This is a genomic window from Pseudomonas sp. Bout1 (assembly GCF_034314165.1).
Taxonomy (GTDB): domain Bacteria; phylum Pseudomonadota; class Gammaproteobacteria; order Pseudomonadales; family Pseudomonadaceae; genus Aquipseudomonas.
In genome coordinates, this window is sequence record NZ_JAVIWK010000001.1 from 4,033,177 (window position 1) to 4,048,162 (window position 14,986).

12 protein-coding genes are annotated in these 14,986 nt (G+C 60.0%); 9 read left to right on the forward strand and 3 right to left on the reverse strand.

Features of this window, described 5'->3' with window-relative positions; all coding sequences use genetic code 11:
* Positions 1–43 precede the first annotated feature (43 nt).
* A complete protein-coding gene (locus RGV33_RS18755) occupies positions 44–364 on the forward strand; it encodes a DUF883 family protein (RefSeq protein ID WP_010172915.1) in 321 nt (106 codons plus the stop codon).
* A gap of 39 nt (positions 365–403) precedes the next feature.
* Here the strand turns inward: RGV33_RS18755 and RGV33_RS18760 are convergent, their stop codons facing one another.
* Positions 404–1,441 carry an Ldh family oxidoreductase gene (locus tag RGV33_RS18760; RefSeq protein ID WP_322145571.1) on the reverse strand — a complete coding sequence of 346 codons (1,038 nt, stop codon included), beginning with the start codon at positions 1,439–1,441 and terminating at the stop codon, positions 404–406.
* Between the two features lie 180 nt (positions 1,442–1,621).
* On the opposite strand from RGV33_RS18760, the gene RGV33_RS18765 reads away from it, so the two are divergent.
* The gene (locus RGV33_RS18765) at positions 1,622–6,733 is read left to right on the forward strand and encodes a dermonecrotic toxin domain-containing protein (RefSeq protein WP_322145572.1); all 5,112 of its coding nucleotides are present in this window, start codon (positions 1,622–1,624) and stop codon (positions 6,731–6,733) included.
* A gap of 40 nt (positions 6,734–6,773) precedes the next feature.
* Here the strand turns inward: RGV33_RS18765 and RGV33_RS18770 are convergent, their stop codons facing one another.
* A complete protein-coding gene (locus RGV33_RS18770; RefSeq protein WP_322145573.1) occupies positions 6,774–7,043 on the reverse strand; it encodes a PepSY domain-containing protein in 270 nt (89 codons plus the stop codon).
* A 152-nt stretch (positions 7,044–7,195) separates the two neighbouring features.
* Here RGV33_RS18770 and RGV33_RS18775 point away from each other — a divergent pair, with 152 nt between their 5' ends.
* From RGV33_RS18775 to RGV33_RS18805, 7 genes are all read left to right on the forward strand, one after another.
* Positions 7,196–8,191: a FecR family protein gene (locus tag RGV33_RS18775; RefSeq protein ID WP_322145574.1), complete on the forward strand. Its 996-nt coding sequence runs from the start codon at positions 7,196–7,198 to the stop codon at positions 8,189–8,191.
* Between the two features lie 321 nt (positions 8,192–8,512).
* Positions 8,513–8,971: a hypothetical protein gene (locus RGV33_RS18780; RefSeq protein ID WP_322145575.1), complete on the forward strand. Its 459-nt coding sequence runs from the start codon at positions 8,513–8,515 to the stop codon at positions 8,969–8,971.
* Positions 8,971–9,519, forward strand: coding sequence for an adhesin (locus tag RGV33_RS18785; RefSeq protein WP_322145576.1), 549 nt, complete (start codon positions 8,971–8,973; stop codon positions 9,517–9,519). The genes RGV33_RS18780 and RGV33_RS18785 overlap by 1 nt, the downstream gene beginning before the upstream one ends.
* Before the next feature lie 72 nt (positions 9,520–9,591).
* Positions 9,592–10,347, forward strand: a complete 756-nt coding sequence (locus RGV33_RS18790) for a hypothetical protein (RefSeq protein WP_322145577.1) — start codon at positions 9,592–9,594, stop codon at positions 10,345–10,347.
* Between the two features lie 62 nt (positions 10,348–10,409).
* Entirely contained in the window at positions 10,410–11,090 is a 681-nt protein-coding gene (locus RGV33_RS18795) for a C39 family peptidase (protein ID WP_322145578.1), read from the forward strand.
* A gap of 37 nt (positions 11,091–11,127) precedes the next feature.
* Complete coding sequence (locus RGV33_RS18800; RefSeq protein WP_322145579.1) at positions 11,128–11,874, forward strand: hypothetical protein; 747 nt, start codon at positions 11,128–11,130, stop codon at positions 11,872–11,874.
* Between the two features lie 49 nt (positions 11,875–11,923).
* Complete coding sequence (locus RGV33_RS18805; RefSeq protein ID WP_322145580.1) at positions 11,924–13,237, forward strand: hypothetical protein; 1,314 nt, start codon at positions 11,924–11,926, stop codon at positions 13,235–13,237.
* Positions 13,238–13,400: 163 nt separating this feature from the next.
* On the opposite strand, the gene RGV33_RS18810 is transcribed toward RGV33_RS18805, so the two are convergent.
* Positions 13,401–14,729 carry a sigma-54 dependent transcriptional regulator gene (locus RGV33_RS18810; protein ID WP_322145581.1) on the reverse strand — a complete coding sequence of 443 codons (1,329 nt, stop codon included), beginning with the start codon at positions 14,727–14,729 and terminating at the stop codon, positions 13,401–13,403.
* Positions 14,730–14,986 lie beyond the last annotated feature (257 nt).

Sequence of the window (14,986 nt, forward strand, 5' to 3'; positions counted from 1 at the left end):
CAAGCGCATTCATTGCCACATTCACCTGCAAGGAGTTAACCCAATGGCTCGCAAATCTGCCGCCCAAGCCGTCGAAGAACAAATCAAGGATCAAGCCTTCAGTGAACTCACGGCACTGATTGAAGAATCGGACAAGTTGCTCAAAAGCAGCGCGTCGCTGGTAGGGGAAGAAGGTGAAACCCTGCGCGAACAGGTCGCCATCAAGCTCAAGCAGGCCCTGGACTCGGTGTCCAACGTGCGCGAGCGTAGCAAGCCCGTGGTGGACGCCACCGAAACCTATATCGGTGGCCATCCGTGGCAGACCGTGGCGATTTCCGCCGGCTTTGGCCTGGTGGTCGGCCTGTTGCTGGGCCGTCGCAACTGACCTGAGTACCGGCTGCGCCCTCCCCGGGCGCAGCTTGCTTCACGCCTGTGCCAGTACCCGCAACCGGCTTAATTCTGCCGTCTCGATTTCAATTCCGCCTGCCAGTGACTTCGCCCGTGTGCGATGGCGCCGGTCTCCCGGCAACCGCCGCAACCCTGCTGCATGCATCTGGCGCACCAGTTCCTGGCTGCGTTCGGCGAAGTTTTGCCCGGCAGTCTTGCTCGGGTCGATCACGATCAGCAACTGCCCGGTCCACGGCGTGCGCGCGCCGGGGTGATCGGACCAGTTGAACTCGAACGAAAAGTTACCGCCCGTAAGAGCCGCCGCCAGCAGCTCGACCATCATCGACAGGGCGGAGCCCTTGTGCCCGCCAAAGGGCAACAGCGCACCGCCTTCAAGAATGGCCTTGGGGTCCTGGGTCGGCTGGCCGAGGCTGTCCACGCCCATGCCCGGCGGCAGGCGTTCGCCCTTGCGCGCGGCAATCTGCACGTCACCATGGGCGATGGCACTGGTGGCCAGGTCAAACACGATCGGCAGGCCATCGGCACGGGGCGCGGCGAAGGCAATGGGGTTGGTGCCGAACAGCGGGCGATCCGCGCCGTGGGGCACCACGCACGTCATGCTATTGACCACGCTCAAGGCCACCAGGCCTTCTTCGGCGAAGGGCTCGACATCCGGCCAAAGCGCCGCGAAGTGATGCGAGTTATGGATCGCCAGCAAGGCAATCCCGGCGCTGCGGGCTTTTTGTACCAGTAATGGGCGGGCGGCTTGCAGCGCGAGCTGGGCAAAGCCATTACCGGCATCCACCCGCACAAAGCCGCTGGCCACGTCCTCGACCACCGGCACGGCCTTGCCATTGACCCAGCCACTGGCCAGGGTCGAGACATAACCTGGGATACGGAATATGCCGTGGCTGTGGGCGCCGTCGCGCTCGGCGCTGGCGCAGTTCTCGGCCAGCACCCGGGCGACCTCGGCCGAAGTACCGTGGCGCACGAACACCTGGCGCAGCAGGTCGGTCAATTGCGCATAACTGAGTCGCTCTGATGAAGACTCGACATCCAAAGGCGATGCAGACATCTGAAGCTCCCGTTTAATTATTGGAATGGGCAACAGCGTACGAAGACTCGGACTGCCGATTAGACAGGGTTTGCCCCGTGGCTGTCGACAGGCAGTCCCAGACATATCTACGCCCCGGGGTTGGCGAGGCGCGATAGCGTCTAGTGCCCTATCTCTCCAAGGATCGCAAGGATGAACCCGATGCCCTACTTTTTCGCCGAAGCCATGCGCGTGGGCTGGAAGGTGCTGGACCGAGAGCGCCAGTTGAACATCACCCCCCAGGACATCGAGTTTCTGGGCAAGGTATTTATCGCCAGCGATGCCGGGCGCCGCGAAAAAACGCCGCCGATGATCGCGCAGCGCGTCTGGCTGAACAAAAACACCGCGCACGCGTTCGAGCTGGCCGGCAGCTTCATCATGAGCTCAACCAGCGTTTACCCACACGCGTTCCTCTACACCCCTTATGGCGGGCTGGAAAAATTCGACCACCGGCCTGCCCTGCTGGCCGCGCTGGGCGAACGCCTGAAAACCCCTGCCCAGGCGGCACAACTCTTGTGTTTCCTGCCCCTGCTGCAACAGCACCAGCCCGTGCTGGACACCACGCCGGTGCTGACGCCCGAGGACATTGCCGGGGATGTATTTGGCGACCAGGAGCGAATCCTTAAGCACTACCAAAACAAAAACCGCGAGGTATTGCTGGCAACGTTAAAGCAGCTACCGTCCCTGGATACGCTGCTGACCCAACTGATTGAAAGCGTTGCCCGCCCGCTGTTCCCCGGGTTGTTTGCGGGCGACACCCAAGTCAGCTTTTTTGCCGCTCGGCCTACCGCCACCCACCCCGTGCGTTGGCTGGATTCACTGCCCATCAATAACGCATTGCTGTTGTTTTACCGCGAGCAGGCCTGGCCTGCCGGGCAAACCCGGGAGTTCTTCCACCCCCAGCGCCCGCCCGATGCCAAGGACCCACAACGCCGCAGCCGCGACGCCCAGCTCTGGGAAACCGCGATCAAGCAGGCCGCAGGCCAACTGATCAGTTTTTTGCAGAGCGTCCTGGAGACTTTCTGGAACACCGACCTGTCGCCAGGCGTATCACGGCGCAGCGGGTTCGCGCAGGTTATGGCCGCGAACGCGCGACTGGACATACTGCTCAAACGCCAGCAAGCCATTATCAGCCCCGAACAAAGCCGCTCATTGGCAGCGCTCTACCTGTCGTCGGGCCCGGCGCCGGAGGATAGCCAAACGTTGCGTTTCGAGCGGCCACACATCTGGGAGCACCCGGCCAATGTCGTGACATTGGCCAACACTCTGCTGATCGGCAATGCCAAAGCGTATTTCTACACCTCGGAAAAAGGCCTTCAAGTGCTGGGAAGCTACGAGGACTTGATGAGTGCTCTCAAGGCCATGGTCAAGGCGCCCGGGTACGAAGACGACTTTTACAACCTGATGTCGCTGCAAGAGCGGGCACTGTTTATCGGTTTCAAGGCACCCCAGTTTTCCGGCAGCCGCATAGGCGGCAACCTGTTTGCGCAGTTGTTCGATGACATCATTGCCAAACAACAGCAAAACCTCGCGTATGCCCTGGACCTGTACCGCCGCACGCGTGCCGGCATCGAGCCTTCAGCGCTGGTGGATCACGCACTGGACGTACGCTACATGATCGACAGCCGCCTCCTCGCGCTCGATACCGCAGGGCGCTGGACCCCCCACTCCGTGCTGGCCGACCCGACCCGCCCCGTCTCACCCACTGCGCAGCGTACCGCCCTGATGCAAAAGCAGCTGGCGAGTATCCAGCAAGCGCTGGCTGAACGGGTCCGGGCACAACCCACGCTGGCGACTCGTGTGAACACCACACTCTCCTCCAAACTCAACCAGCGTCATCGGATAAACACTGCTGCCGACCAGATTTTCGTCAACCGCTACGACACTGCCGCCAGGGCTACCGAACCTGAGTCGCCGCGGCAAAGCCAGACATTGACCGCCTGCTTCGTCGACCGCCTGACGCGAGGCACGGGACCTATCCCGCAAACCGCCACCTACGGCCTATACCAGGTGCAAGGAAGCGGCCCCGCGGCCCAACGGCTGAACCTGCAAATCGAGCAGGCGAACGCGATTCTTGACGATACGCTGGTGCAGTTTCACAACCACCGCATTGCCGATCTGCCCCGCGAGCATCTGGAACAGCTCAAGGCATCGATGGCCCACGCCATGTCAGTGGCCATTCAAGGCGAAGCCCGGCTGCGGCGCCTGAATAACAGCCTGGACAGCCGGGACGAGGCAATGATCCAGACGGTATTCGACCTGCAGCATGCCAACCGCCACCAGCGCATGGGCCTGGACGGTTTTATTCCCGATGCCTACGCCGTGACGGTCGAGCCCCAGGGCCAGCCGCAAAGAATATCGCTGGCCAACTGTACGGTACTTACCGAGCGTGGTGGCCTGGACCCTTCTCACTCCGGGCGGGTGTTGCTGTGGACGCCCGCCGGGGGCCTGGAGCGCTTCACCGACGTGGGGCGCTTGCAAAGCGAACTTGAGCGACGGCTGTCTGATCCGCACCGACGCGAAACACTGCTGGCAAACCTCGACCCCAGCCAGCGCGAGCCTCACCAGCGTTACGTGCTGGGCCGCTTCCTGCTGATCAACGAGTCGGTGGCCCAGCACCGCCAGCAGTCCTGGATCAACCATTACATCGGCCAAAGGGCCCATTGCCTGGCGCTCGGCCTGCCTGGCAGCGCCCTGCTCAAACGCCTGGGTGAGCTGGAGCGAGCGTTGCCTGCCACCAACCTGATGCACACAGCCCGGATCGCCCAGACCTTGATGGTGCAGCAGGCTCTGCCCGCCTGGCTGGGGATGGCACCGATACCGGAGCAGCGACGGCACTGCGAGATCCTTGAGCAATATCGCCATAGCCTCAAGGATGACAAAGACTACCTCGACGGCTTTCCCTCACTGTCGAGCTATGTGAGTGACACGCTCAACGACGTGTTGAAAGCCTATGGGGTTGACGCGCGAAACGTACACATCACGCCCAGGCTGGTGTTGGCCGGCCAGCGCCAGAACCTGGTGGACTACGCGCTTAATCATGTCACCGAGCAGGCCGCGACTTTCGACGTCGAGTCCACCGCCACCGGCCTGACGCCAGCCGTGGTGCGCCAGATACTCGCCCGCTTGCCCCTCAAGCAAGACAACCAACGCTACCTGGCCAGCCACCTGACTCCGGGCAACCCGGGGGCCGCGGAGCGCGAGCAGCGGTTTATTCGGCAGTTGCCCTGGCAACTGCTGCAACATGCCCATGGGCTGATGCTGCAGGAGCAGCTGTCGCCCACTGCCATGGGCTTGATCACGCAGATTCTCGACATGCCCGATGCCATCGCCCGCGCCGCCGTCAAGGGTACGACGGCACTCATTCGTCCCCTAGAGCTGATCGCCACCGCCGGCGCCCGAACCATCAAGGCACTGGGGGTGTATTTATTCAATGCCACGGGAAAAGGCCCGCTGGTCATCTATACGCCTTATTACCCGACGCAGGCGTTCCAGGAGTTTGACGACGAGGCCGATTTTTTGCGCCGGCTCAACCTGCCTGGCGCATTGCAGGACTGGGTGGTCGAGCACCTGCCGACGGCCGAACGGGCCACCTACAAAAACCTCTGGGCCAGCACCGTCGGGCAAACCGCGGAAATCACCCTGGCGTCCAACCCCATCAACGGCCATGCCCTCAAACAGTTGTACCGGGACAACATCGCCTTGATGTCGAACATGCTCGAACAGCAAACCCACACCGCCGGCCAGGGCCCCTGGGCCACGCTCAAGGCGCTGTTTACCCAAGGCCTTCAGCAGGCGCAGAGCCTGTTGCCCGCCAAGGTGATGCTGCCGTTGGTGATCTGGCAGAGCTATAAACTGTTCAAGGCCTCGGCAGAAGACTTGCAACAACACCACTGGCGCCATGCCCTGGAGACATTTATCGCAGGCGTCGCCCAAATGGCATCCATGCGGGACCTGATGAATGAGCAGCCGGTTTCAACCACAACCCCGGTGCAAGCCGCCCCCGTGGAAAAAGCCCGCACCTGGCAAGAGATCGGCATCACCGACCAGGCCCGCACCCAGCGGCAGCCCTTCGAAACCTGCGACCTCAGCCTGGCACCATTGACCGCTGCCAGTTCCGGGGTCTACACCGCCACCGATAACCACCATTACCTTCCCCTGGAGGGAAAGGTCTACCAGGCCGAGACGGCAAATGGGCAATGGCGGCTTTTCAGTGCACGTTCCAAGGGGCCGTACGTGCAGTTGGATAGCGACCGCCGGTGGGCCCTGGATATACGTGCGGCACGACGCCGCCATGGCCCCGGATTCAGCAGGTACCTTGAACGCCGGGAAGTCAATGAAGTGGTGCGCAGCACCATGAACGTCGAAGCCCGCGGCATGGCGCAGATTCGCCGCATATCGCCGCACCGCGCCCAGGTGATCGTGGATGCACTGGACCTGGCAACCTTTTACCTGCACAACTGCCAGCAGAACATCAAGCTGCTGGACCCCAAATACCCCCCGGTCACGCGGGTGCATCGTTTTATCAATCGCTTCTTTGGGGTACCGATCGACCCAGACACCGGGCCCGGGAAGTTTCCCCAGGAGCTTTCGGAAAAACTCCTGGAGACGATTACCGCCGTCCTTGACGAAGCGTTGGAACCGTCGCTTTATTCGCTCAATTCCACCCGGTTTATCTCCGGCGCGCATATTGCCGACCCCGAGCGACATTGGGCCTTTGTCATCGACGATGATCCCGACCGGCGCATCTACCTCACAGAGAACTTCTTCAACCCGCCCACCAGTCAGTATGAGGGCCGCCTGACCCATCACTTCGACAAGGAGATCCACGCCCGCGCCACGACATTGATCCATGAACTGACCCATATCGTCAGCAATACGGTCGACGTGGCGTACCTGAATTCATCATCACCGTTTTCGGACTTGATCGAGGTGCAAACCCAGGAAGGCCGCGACCTTCGCACCTGGTTGCAAGACCTGCAGGCGAATGCCTACTCGTTGAGCACACCCATAGGGCAACTGTTCAAATCATGGAACGGGGAAGGCGCTACAAAGGCCGATGTGGGAACCGACCCGGACGACGAATACATAAGGCAGCAAATTCTTGCCACCACAGGAGGCGTGGACTTGAGCAATGCGCGGGGGATTTTCAAAACCAACCTGACGCGGCGCTTCAATACCCAGATGGATAACGCCGACTCACTGACCTTACTGATCACAACCCTGGGTCGCCAGCTGGACCCGGTACCCTCGATTGCCGAGGCCACGCCGTAACGGACGGGGTGCAGGCCAGCGCCTGCACCCGCCAGCGCAATCAGTCTTTCTGGTCACGCAGCACATTGCCGGATTCACCGTCGATGCGGAACTCATAGACGATACCGTCGGACTTGCGCCCTTCACCTTCCCAGTAGCCATCGTTATCGGCTTCGATCTTGTAGACCTCGATGTAGCCTGCCTTGGTCTTGGCAGCCTCGATGGCTTTCTCGATGGTGATCCAGCCGGCACCCGGCTTGTCCGCCATGGCAGCGCCGGCACTGAGCAAGGCTGTGGTTGCGACGACGGCGGCTAAGGTTTGCTTAAACATTTTGCTACTCCATTCAGGGATTAAGTCTGCACTGTCCTGATTTTTTAGGGCCTTGCAGACGAGAATTAGTTCCAATTGATGTGCATTCGCCATGATCGCTGTTCTCGCCGTCCTGCTGGGGAGGTTAGAATGTGGGAAATCAGGATGAGTTAATGACAGATAAGTCCCTTTCAGAAGCCCAATATGACGCGATCACCGATGCGGCTGCGCACTGGTGCATGCGTTTGCACGCCGGCGATTGCACAACGGCGGAGCGTCAGGCTTTCGAGCAGTGGCACGATGCGCACCCACTGCATGCCTTCGAATATGCCGCGATGCTGGAAATCTGGGACGTTGCCGACCACCTGCCCCGCAGCGAACCGGCCCCTGTCGTGGTCCGGCTAAAGCCTCGCAGCCGGTTGCACAACTACGCAGTAGCCGCGGCGATAGCCCTGGTAGCCTTGCCATTGGCGGCCTTTACCGGCTGGGAAGTCGGCTGGTTACCCAGCTCATACAAGCATTACGAAGCCCAAAGCAGCCTGCGCCAGGTCACCCTCGATGATGGCAGTAAGGTTGAGCTGAACCTGGGCACCGAGCTGGTCTACCGCAATTACAAGGACCAGCGCCGGGTCACCCTGAAAAAGGGCGAAGCATTTTTTAACGTCAGCCATGACCCGCAGCACCCCTTCATTGTGCATGCAGGGGACGGCCAGGTGCAGGTGACGGGCACCCAGTTCAACGTCTGGAAATACGAAGACCGTGTGCGGGTCATGCTGCTGCAGGGCTCGGTGCTGGTGACCAGCGATGAGGCCCACAGTGGCCTGCGCCTGTCTCCGGGGATGCAGGCCAGTTACAGCCGTGGTGATATCATCCCGCAGGCCCAGCCGGTTGCCCCGGGCGACACGGCCCTGGCCTGGCGTGAGGGTAAGCTGATCCTCGACAACCTGGCCCTGGCCGATGCGTTGCCGCTGATCAACCGCTACCTGAGCAAACCGGTAATGCTGGCTGACGCCGGCACCGGCGCAATTCGCATTGGCGGCATCTACAACATCAACGAGGTGTCTAACCTCGTCCCCTCCCTGCCCAAGGTTTTGCCGGTCTACCTGACCCAGAACCAGGACGGCAACCCCGTACTCAATTCCATTCCGCGTAAAACCCCAAAGAGCTGACCCTCGGGCGGCAGGGCGCGTGCCCTGCCCCAAGGCCGCTGCGTGCCTGGAACTGTCCACTTTTGAAACACTTGCACCGGCTGAACTGACAGCCGGCTGCGGACTGTCGGGTTTGTGGCGCGCAGTGTTTCATCCCTGAGACACGTGCCGGGCGAGTTGAACACAGGCCGCTCGTCTCACATTTGAAACACATCCTGCAGGCGCGCCTTTTCCAGAACGCATAACTCGTTGAATGACTTCATAAAATAAAAAGCGGCACAGCTCCTGCTCTCTTCCTGACAGCGCTGTTTAGGGTCAGCGCCAAGAATAAGGAATGCCGTCGTGAAGACACTTAATCCGGGCTCATTGAGCCTTCTGCTGATCAGCTGTGTCCTGAGTACCAGCGTGAGTCTTCCGGCCCTCGCCGGTGACGGCACCATCGTGGTGGGTCGCACCGTACAAGGCCACATGGCTGGCCGCTCCTCCTTCGCCCCGGATCGCAACCCCAGCACAGTCAATGCCAACCCCTCCAAACAAGTGTTGAGCGCCACGACTGGCGAACTCAGCGACCTCGACATCGCCGGGGTCAGCAGCGGCTCCAGTATCACCCGCGCCATGATGCCCGGCGGCAGCCTTCCCGGCCTGAGTAACAGCCTGGGCGCAAGCAGCTCAACCCTGGGAGCTGGCGCATCCGCCGGCCATGGCGGTGGCGGTAGCAGCATGGCTGGGCAGATCAATGGTTCGATCCAGCGGGGCATGGCGCCGCTGAACAACATCGGCAGCATGATGGGGGGCCAGTGATGAATCGCTCCTGGCTCATCATCGCCGCACTGAGTTGCGCATCGGCCATGGCCGACAACAACGCAACGATCAATAACAGCGGCCAGCAATACAGCGGTGTCGCCTCGGTCAACCAGTCTGCCGGCAATCAGCAACAGCAGGTCAACAGTCGCGCCATCGTCGTCGGCGGACAAGCCCACGATTCACTGGTGCAGAAACTCGATGGCAAGGTCGATGCTTCCCTGAACGCCAACGCGGCGATCCAGGGTTCCTCTTTCAGCAATGGCAACGGTGTGCTGGGCGTCAACCAGTCGGCCGGAGCCAATACACAGATGATCAATGCCGTGCGGATCAGTATCAATCCGGGTCCGCAAAGCATCGATGACAGCGTTTTGTCGCAGCAGAACACGACGCTGTTAACAGACTCAGGGCTCACCCCCACCACTGGCAGCCGCCAGGTCGTTACCAGCGACCAGGCCTTCACCGGCAGCCGAGGAGTGGTACAGGTGAACCAGAGTGCGGGGGTGGGGAACCGAGTGGCTAACACCCTGGCTATCACTATCAAGTAACAGCTTGATCAGTGTTTGTTAGTTAGACCGTACCAACACTTAACCAACTAATTAGAAGCAAGGAGATACACCATGAAACCTACAATGGCTCTTAAACCACTGGTTTTCGCTCTGACTGCGCTCATGGCTGTTGCTGCACAAGCAGGTGGTAGCGGCGGCGGCTGGCACCCAACCCCAGTGGCTACCGGCACCGTGGCTGCCGTCGTGACTGATACCCAAGTCAGCAAAGACAATAAATTCGACGACACCAAAACCACTAACAACGCCTCAGCCACTGGCTCGCTTAACGGCCACTCCGGCAACCTGGGCGCCAACGTCGCTTCGGGCTCGGGCAACCAGCAGGACAATGCTGCTGCAATCACCAGCAGTGCCGATGATGCTGCTTCGGTATTTGCCGTCGCCGACATCTATCAAGAAAGCCGGAGCAACAAGTTCGACAACAAAGGCACGCAAAACAACGCGTCTCTGAACAACTCGGCCAACAACAGCTCGGGTAACACCGGTGTCAACGTTGCAGCCGGTCAAGGCAACCAACAGAAAAACAACCTGGCTATCGTGACTGCCGACGGCAACAACGTAGCCGCTGCTTCCAACACCGAGCAACAATCGTTGGACAACCACTTCCTCAACGCAGCCGCGTCTACCCATGGCTATGGTGGCCAGTCTACCTATGTCAGCAACAACGCCAGCCTGAACAACTCTGGCAACTATGGTTCCGGCAACATCGGGCTCAACGTGTCCGCAGGTTCCGGCAACCAACAAAGCAACACCCTCACACTGGGCAGCGGTTGCACCCAATGTGCAGCGGGCAGCGGCGTTCGCTTCTGATGCAACGGGGCCTTGGCGACAAGGCCCTTTTCTATTTCCAGTGTCCAACAGGTCAGACGATCATGCGCCTCGTGACGCTCACCCTCTTGTTAATGCTCACCGGCCCGACCTGGGCAGGGCAAATGGCAATTTCAGCCATGCCCGGCGGTGCCGTGATATTCAAGAAGGTCGAGAGCATTCGTGAACGCCGCTTCGCCAACCTGGTGGAACAGAAGACCGATTTCAGCTGCGGTGCCGCGGCACTCGCCACCATCCTGCGTCAGGCCTATTGGCTGGACGTCGACGAAGCACACATCATCAAAGGCATGCTGGTCAACGCTGACCAGGACCTGGTACGTACCCAAGGCTTCTCCATGCTGGACATGAAGCGCTACCTCGAAAGTATCGGCATGCGTGCCCGGGGCTACAAGATCGGGCCAGATACCCTGGTCACCGTGAAAATCCCCGTCCTGGTACTGCTGGAAATTCGCGGCTACAAGCACTTCGTGGTCATGCAGCGCGCCGACAAGGACTGGGTCTATATCGGCGACCCGGTACTGGGGCATAAACGCTATTCGCGTGACGACTTCGTCAAGGGCTGGAACGGCATCGTTTTCGCCGTACTCGGTGAAGGCTACGACAAGGCCAACATTCTGCTCGACCCACCCACACCCCTGACGGCGAAAAACAAAATGAATGAGTTCAGGCCCGTGGGTGATGCAGAACTGATGGACTTCGGTTTTATCCAGAGCGACTTCTTCTAGAAGCGCAATAAGGAGCAGGACGCTCCAGGAGCCAAAGATGAACACCTACCGCTGGCTTACGGTCATGTGCCTGATAGCCTCAATGCCTGTTTATGCCTCCTCCGGATTTAAACCGATTGAAGTCAAGGATTCGGAATTGGCGGAACTGCGTGGGCGCTATGTGATGCCTGGGCGGATTATCAGCTTTGGCATCGTGATGAGCAGCACCTGGACCAATGCTGTTGGCGACTCCATCACTGGCAAGGCCGCCCTGCAGATCGACTCGTCCACTATCACCCCCCAATTCTATGTACAAACCACTGGAGGGACGGGCACCGGGACCGGTCAGACCACCGGCACAGGCACCGTGACGGGCGGCGCCGGACTGGGCACCGGCCAGGGTGTGGTCCAAAGCGTGCGCGCTGCGGGCGACGGCAACACGGCGACCAACAACGTCGGCATCAACATCAACGAAAATGGGCTGGCACCGGCCAATCTTGTGCAGTCAGGTCAAGTGCTGGTGGCCGGCGGTACAGTCACGGGTACCAGTGGAGCTGGCAACGTCAGTGTCTCAGCCGCCAATGGCGGCCTGCAAATGGCTATCCAAGCCAATCACAACCAAGGTAATACCGTGCAGCAAATCGGCGGCGGCAATGTGCTACAGGGCACCGTTTTGCAGGGCAACAGCAATTTTGTTAACAACATGACCCAACTGAACGTGGTCATGGGCAGCAACGGCCTGAGCAATGGTGCATTGAACTGCAACCTGGACCAACTCAAAGGTCTACGCACCCTTGGTTATTGAACTACGCTGTGCCTCGACACTTGCGCATTAGAAAGGGACGGCTTATTTCATGCATCGATCGCTATCGTTACGTGCCGTAATTTGCTTGAGCACGCTCCTGCCCGCATCCATGTTGTATGCCGCGCCGGACACCGACATCGATACATTGAAAAAGGAACTGCTGGAACTCAAGCAACGCTACGAAGTGCAGCAAAAAGCACTGGCGGTGTTGGAACAACGGGTACGCCAGGTTGAAGAACAGCCGGCGGCCCCGCCCCCCAAACGCCTGGCCAAATCCCCGGCAGACTTCCAGAAAGGCGGCACCACGGTGGCCGGAAACACCCCCGGCGTCGGTGCGGCTGCCGCCTCGGGCGGTGCAGGTGGCGGCGCATCCTATGGGCAGTCGCTCAAGGACGACTCGGCCCCGGCACAGAGTGTGAGCAACCTGTACAACGAGGCGAGCGGTTTCTTCGGCGACGGAAAATTCAGTTTTGAAACCGGTATTACCTATGCTCGTTACGATGCCCGTCAGTTAACCCTCAACGGCTTTTTGGCGCTGGACTCGATCTTCCTGGGCAATATCAACCTGGACCGGATCAAGGCCGACAACTGGACGCTGGACTTGACGGGGCGCTACAACCTCGACAACCGCTGGCAATTCGATGTGAACGTGCCGGTGGTTTATCGTGAATCGACTTATCAATCCGGTGGCGCCAATGGTGGTGCCGGTACGGCGACGTCAGAGGAGTCGGTCAGTCGTGACCCGACGATTGGCGACGTCAACTTCGGCGTGGCCTATAAATTCCTCGACGAAACGGCCAGCCTTCCGGATGCCGTGGTATCGCTGCGAGTCAAGGCGCCTACCGGTAAGGAACCATTTGGTATCAAGTTGGTACGTTCACCCAACAACACCAACCTTTACGTGCCGGAAAACCTGCCCACCGGCAACGGCGTCTGGTCGATTACGCCGGGCATCTCCCTGGTCAAGACTTTCGACCCGGCGGTGCTGTTTGGCTCGCTGTCCTACACCCACAACTTCGAAGACTCATTTGACGACATCAGTTCCACGGTCAATGAAAAAGTCGGCGGCAAAGTGCGTCTGGGAGACAGCTTCCAGGTCGGCGTCGGCGTGGCGTTTGCGCTCAACGAGAAGATGAGTATGTCGTTTTCGGTCTCCGACCTGATCCAACGCAAGAGCAAGCTGAAGCCGGACGGCGGCGACTGGCAGTCGGTGGTTTCCAGCGACGCCAACGCCGGCTACTTCAACGTCGGCATGACGATTGCAGCAACCGAAAACCTGACGATCGTGCCGAACCTGGCCATCGGCATGACGGATGATGCGCCGGACTTTACCTTCAGCCTGAAATTCCCGTACTACTTCTAAACAGAACACTGCAGGAGCTTGCTCGCGAAAAACCTTAGAGCAACGCGGGGAACCAGAAGCCCCGCGTTATCGTTAACGAATTTCGCGAACAAGCTCACGCCTACAGACAAGGAAAAGCCCCGCAACGATAAGGGTCGTTGCGGGGCTTTTCGGTTTACCCGCCCTAGCGGATCTGGTGTTTGTGCAGCAACCGGTAGAACGTCGGCCGGGAAACCCCCAGCACACGGGCCGCGACACTCAGGTTGTCGCTGTGCCGGTTGAGCACATCGCACAGCGCCTGGCGTTCGGCGCGGTGCTTGTAGTCTTCAAGTGTAGCCATCGGCAGCGCAATTGCCTGGTGGCTTTGCAGCCCCAGATCAACAGCTTCGATTTGCCGCCCTTCAGCCAGCACCAGGCCACGCCGCACGCGGTTGGCCAACTCGCGCACATTGCCCGGCCAGCCGTGCTCGCCCATGGCCACCAACGCGTCTTCGCTGAAGCTGCGAGGGCGGCGGCCGGTTTCCTGGCTATAGAAGTGTGAAAAATGGTTGGCCAGCATCGCCACATCACCATGACGCTCGCGCAACGGCGCCGTCACCACCTGCAGGACATTGAGCCGGTAGTACAGATCTTCCCGGAAGGCCCCCTTTGCAACCGCTGCTTCGAGGTCGACGTGGGTGGCCGCCAGTACGCGTACATCCACCGGGATTGGCTGGCTGCCGCCAACGCGCTCGATCTGTTTTTCCTGGAGAAAGCGCAGCAGGTTGGCTTGCAGCTCCATGGGCAAATCGCCGATTTCATCAAGGAACAATGTACCGCCATGGGCCGCCTCGATACGCCCGACCTTGCGCTGATGGGCGCCGGTAAACGCACCCTTCTCATGGCCAAACAGTTCGGATTGGATCAGGTGTTCGGGAATTGCCCCGCAATTGATCGCCACAAACGGCTTGGCGTGGCGCTGGGACTGGCGATGCAAAGTACGGGCAACCAATTCCTTGCCGGTGCCGCTGTCGCCACGGATCAACACCGGGGATTCAGTGGGTGCCAGTTTGGCGAGCAACTTTCGCAGTTCACGAATGGGCCGGCTATCGCCCAGCAACTCGTGCTCGGGCTGGCCGGCGGGCGCGCTGTTGCCCTTGCCGCGCAGGCGCGCCATGCCGAAGGCGCGGCCCAGGGTGACCTGCACCCGGGCTACATCAAACGGCAAGGTATGGAAATCGAAAAACCACTCGCAAACAAAGTCGCCCACGTTTTGCAGGCGCAGCACTTCCTGGTTAAGCACGGCAATCCACTCGGTGCCGCTGCGGCTGATCAGCTCCTTGACCGCCTCCGGGCGCTCCAGGTGAAACGGCTGCAAGCGCAGCAAACCCACGTCGCAGGAGCGCTCACCCACCGCCTCCAGGGCACAGCTGTCTACATCCCACCCCGCCGCACGCAAACCGGGCAATAACCCGTGGCAGTCCTCACACGGGTCGACCACAAGCAGGCGACGCTGGGCAGGTGTAACAATCATGACTATTCCTTGGCGTCAAAATCGTTAAAGTTATTTAAAAACAGATATTTGGAATGCCTGTTGGTTACCCTATCAAGATCTTGACGCGGGCTTTGTACCGATTCGCTATAAGTCGCGCACGAACGGGTGCTTTCAGTTATCCGGGTGCGGTAAAAGGTCGCGGCACAACTTGCAGGAAGCTTTCAAAATAGCCCCTTACATGACATTAATCAGGGAAAGTTGAAAAATCTTCTTCTAACATGTGACCCGTACCCGGT

What these genes read in the sequence shown, in the direction of transcription:
- RGV33_RS18770 (WP_322145573.1), bottom strand. Translation starts at nt 7,043, where the DNA reads ATGTTTAAGCAAACCTTAGCCGCCGTCGTCGCAACCACAGCCTTGCTC.
- RGV33_RS18800 (WP_322145579.1), top strand. Translation starts at nt 11,128, where the DNA reads ATGAACACCTACCGCTGGCTTACGGTCATGTGCCTGATAGCCTCAATG.
- RGV33_RS18790 (WP_322145577.1), top strand. Translation starts at nt 9,592, where the DNA reads ATGAAACCTACAATGGCTCTTAAACCACTGGTTTTCGCTCTGACTGCG.
- RGV33_RS18755 (WP_010172915.1), top strand. Translation starts at nt 44, where the DNA reads ATGGCTCGCAAATCTGCCGCCCAAGCCGTCGAAGAACAAATCAAGGAT.
- RGV33_RS18765 (WP_322145572.1), top strand. Translation starts at nt 1,622, where the DNA reads ATGCCCTACTTTTTCGCCGAAGCCATGCGCGTGGGCTGGAAGGTGCTG.
- RGV33_RS18810 (WP_322145581.1), bottom strand. Translation starts at nt 14,729, where the DNA reads ATGATTGTTACACCTGCCCAGCGTCGCCTGCTTGTGGTCGACCCGTGT.
- RGV33_RS18785 (WP_322145576.1), top strand. Translation starts at nt 8,971, where the DNA reads ATGAATCGCTCCTGGCTCATCATCGCCGCACTGAGTTGCGCATCGGCC.
- RGV33_RS18775 (WP_322145574.1), top strand. Translation starts at nt 7,196, where the DNA reads ATGACAGATAAGTCCCTTTCAGAAGCCCAATATGACGCGATCACCGAT.
- RGV33_RS18795 (WP_322145578.1), top strand. Translation starts at nt 10,410, where the DNA reads ATGCGCCTCGTGACGCTCACCCTCTTGTTAATGCTCACCGGCCCGACC.
- RGV33_RS18760 (WP_322145571.1), bottom strand. Translation starts at nt 1,441, where the DNA reads ATGTCTGCATCGCCTTTGGATGTCGAGTCTTCATCAGAGCGACTCAGT.
- RGV33_RS18805 (WP_322145580.1), top strand. Translation starts at nt 11,924, where the DNA reads ATGCATCGATCGCTATCGTTACGTGCCGTAATTTGCTTGAGCACGCTC.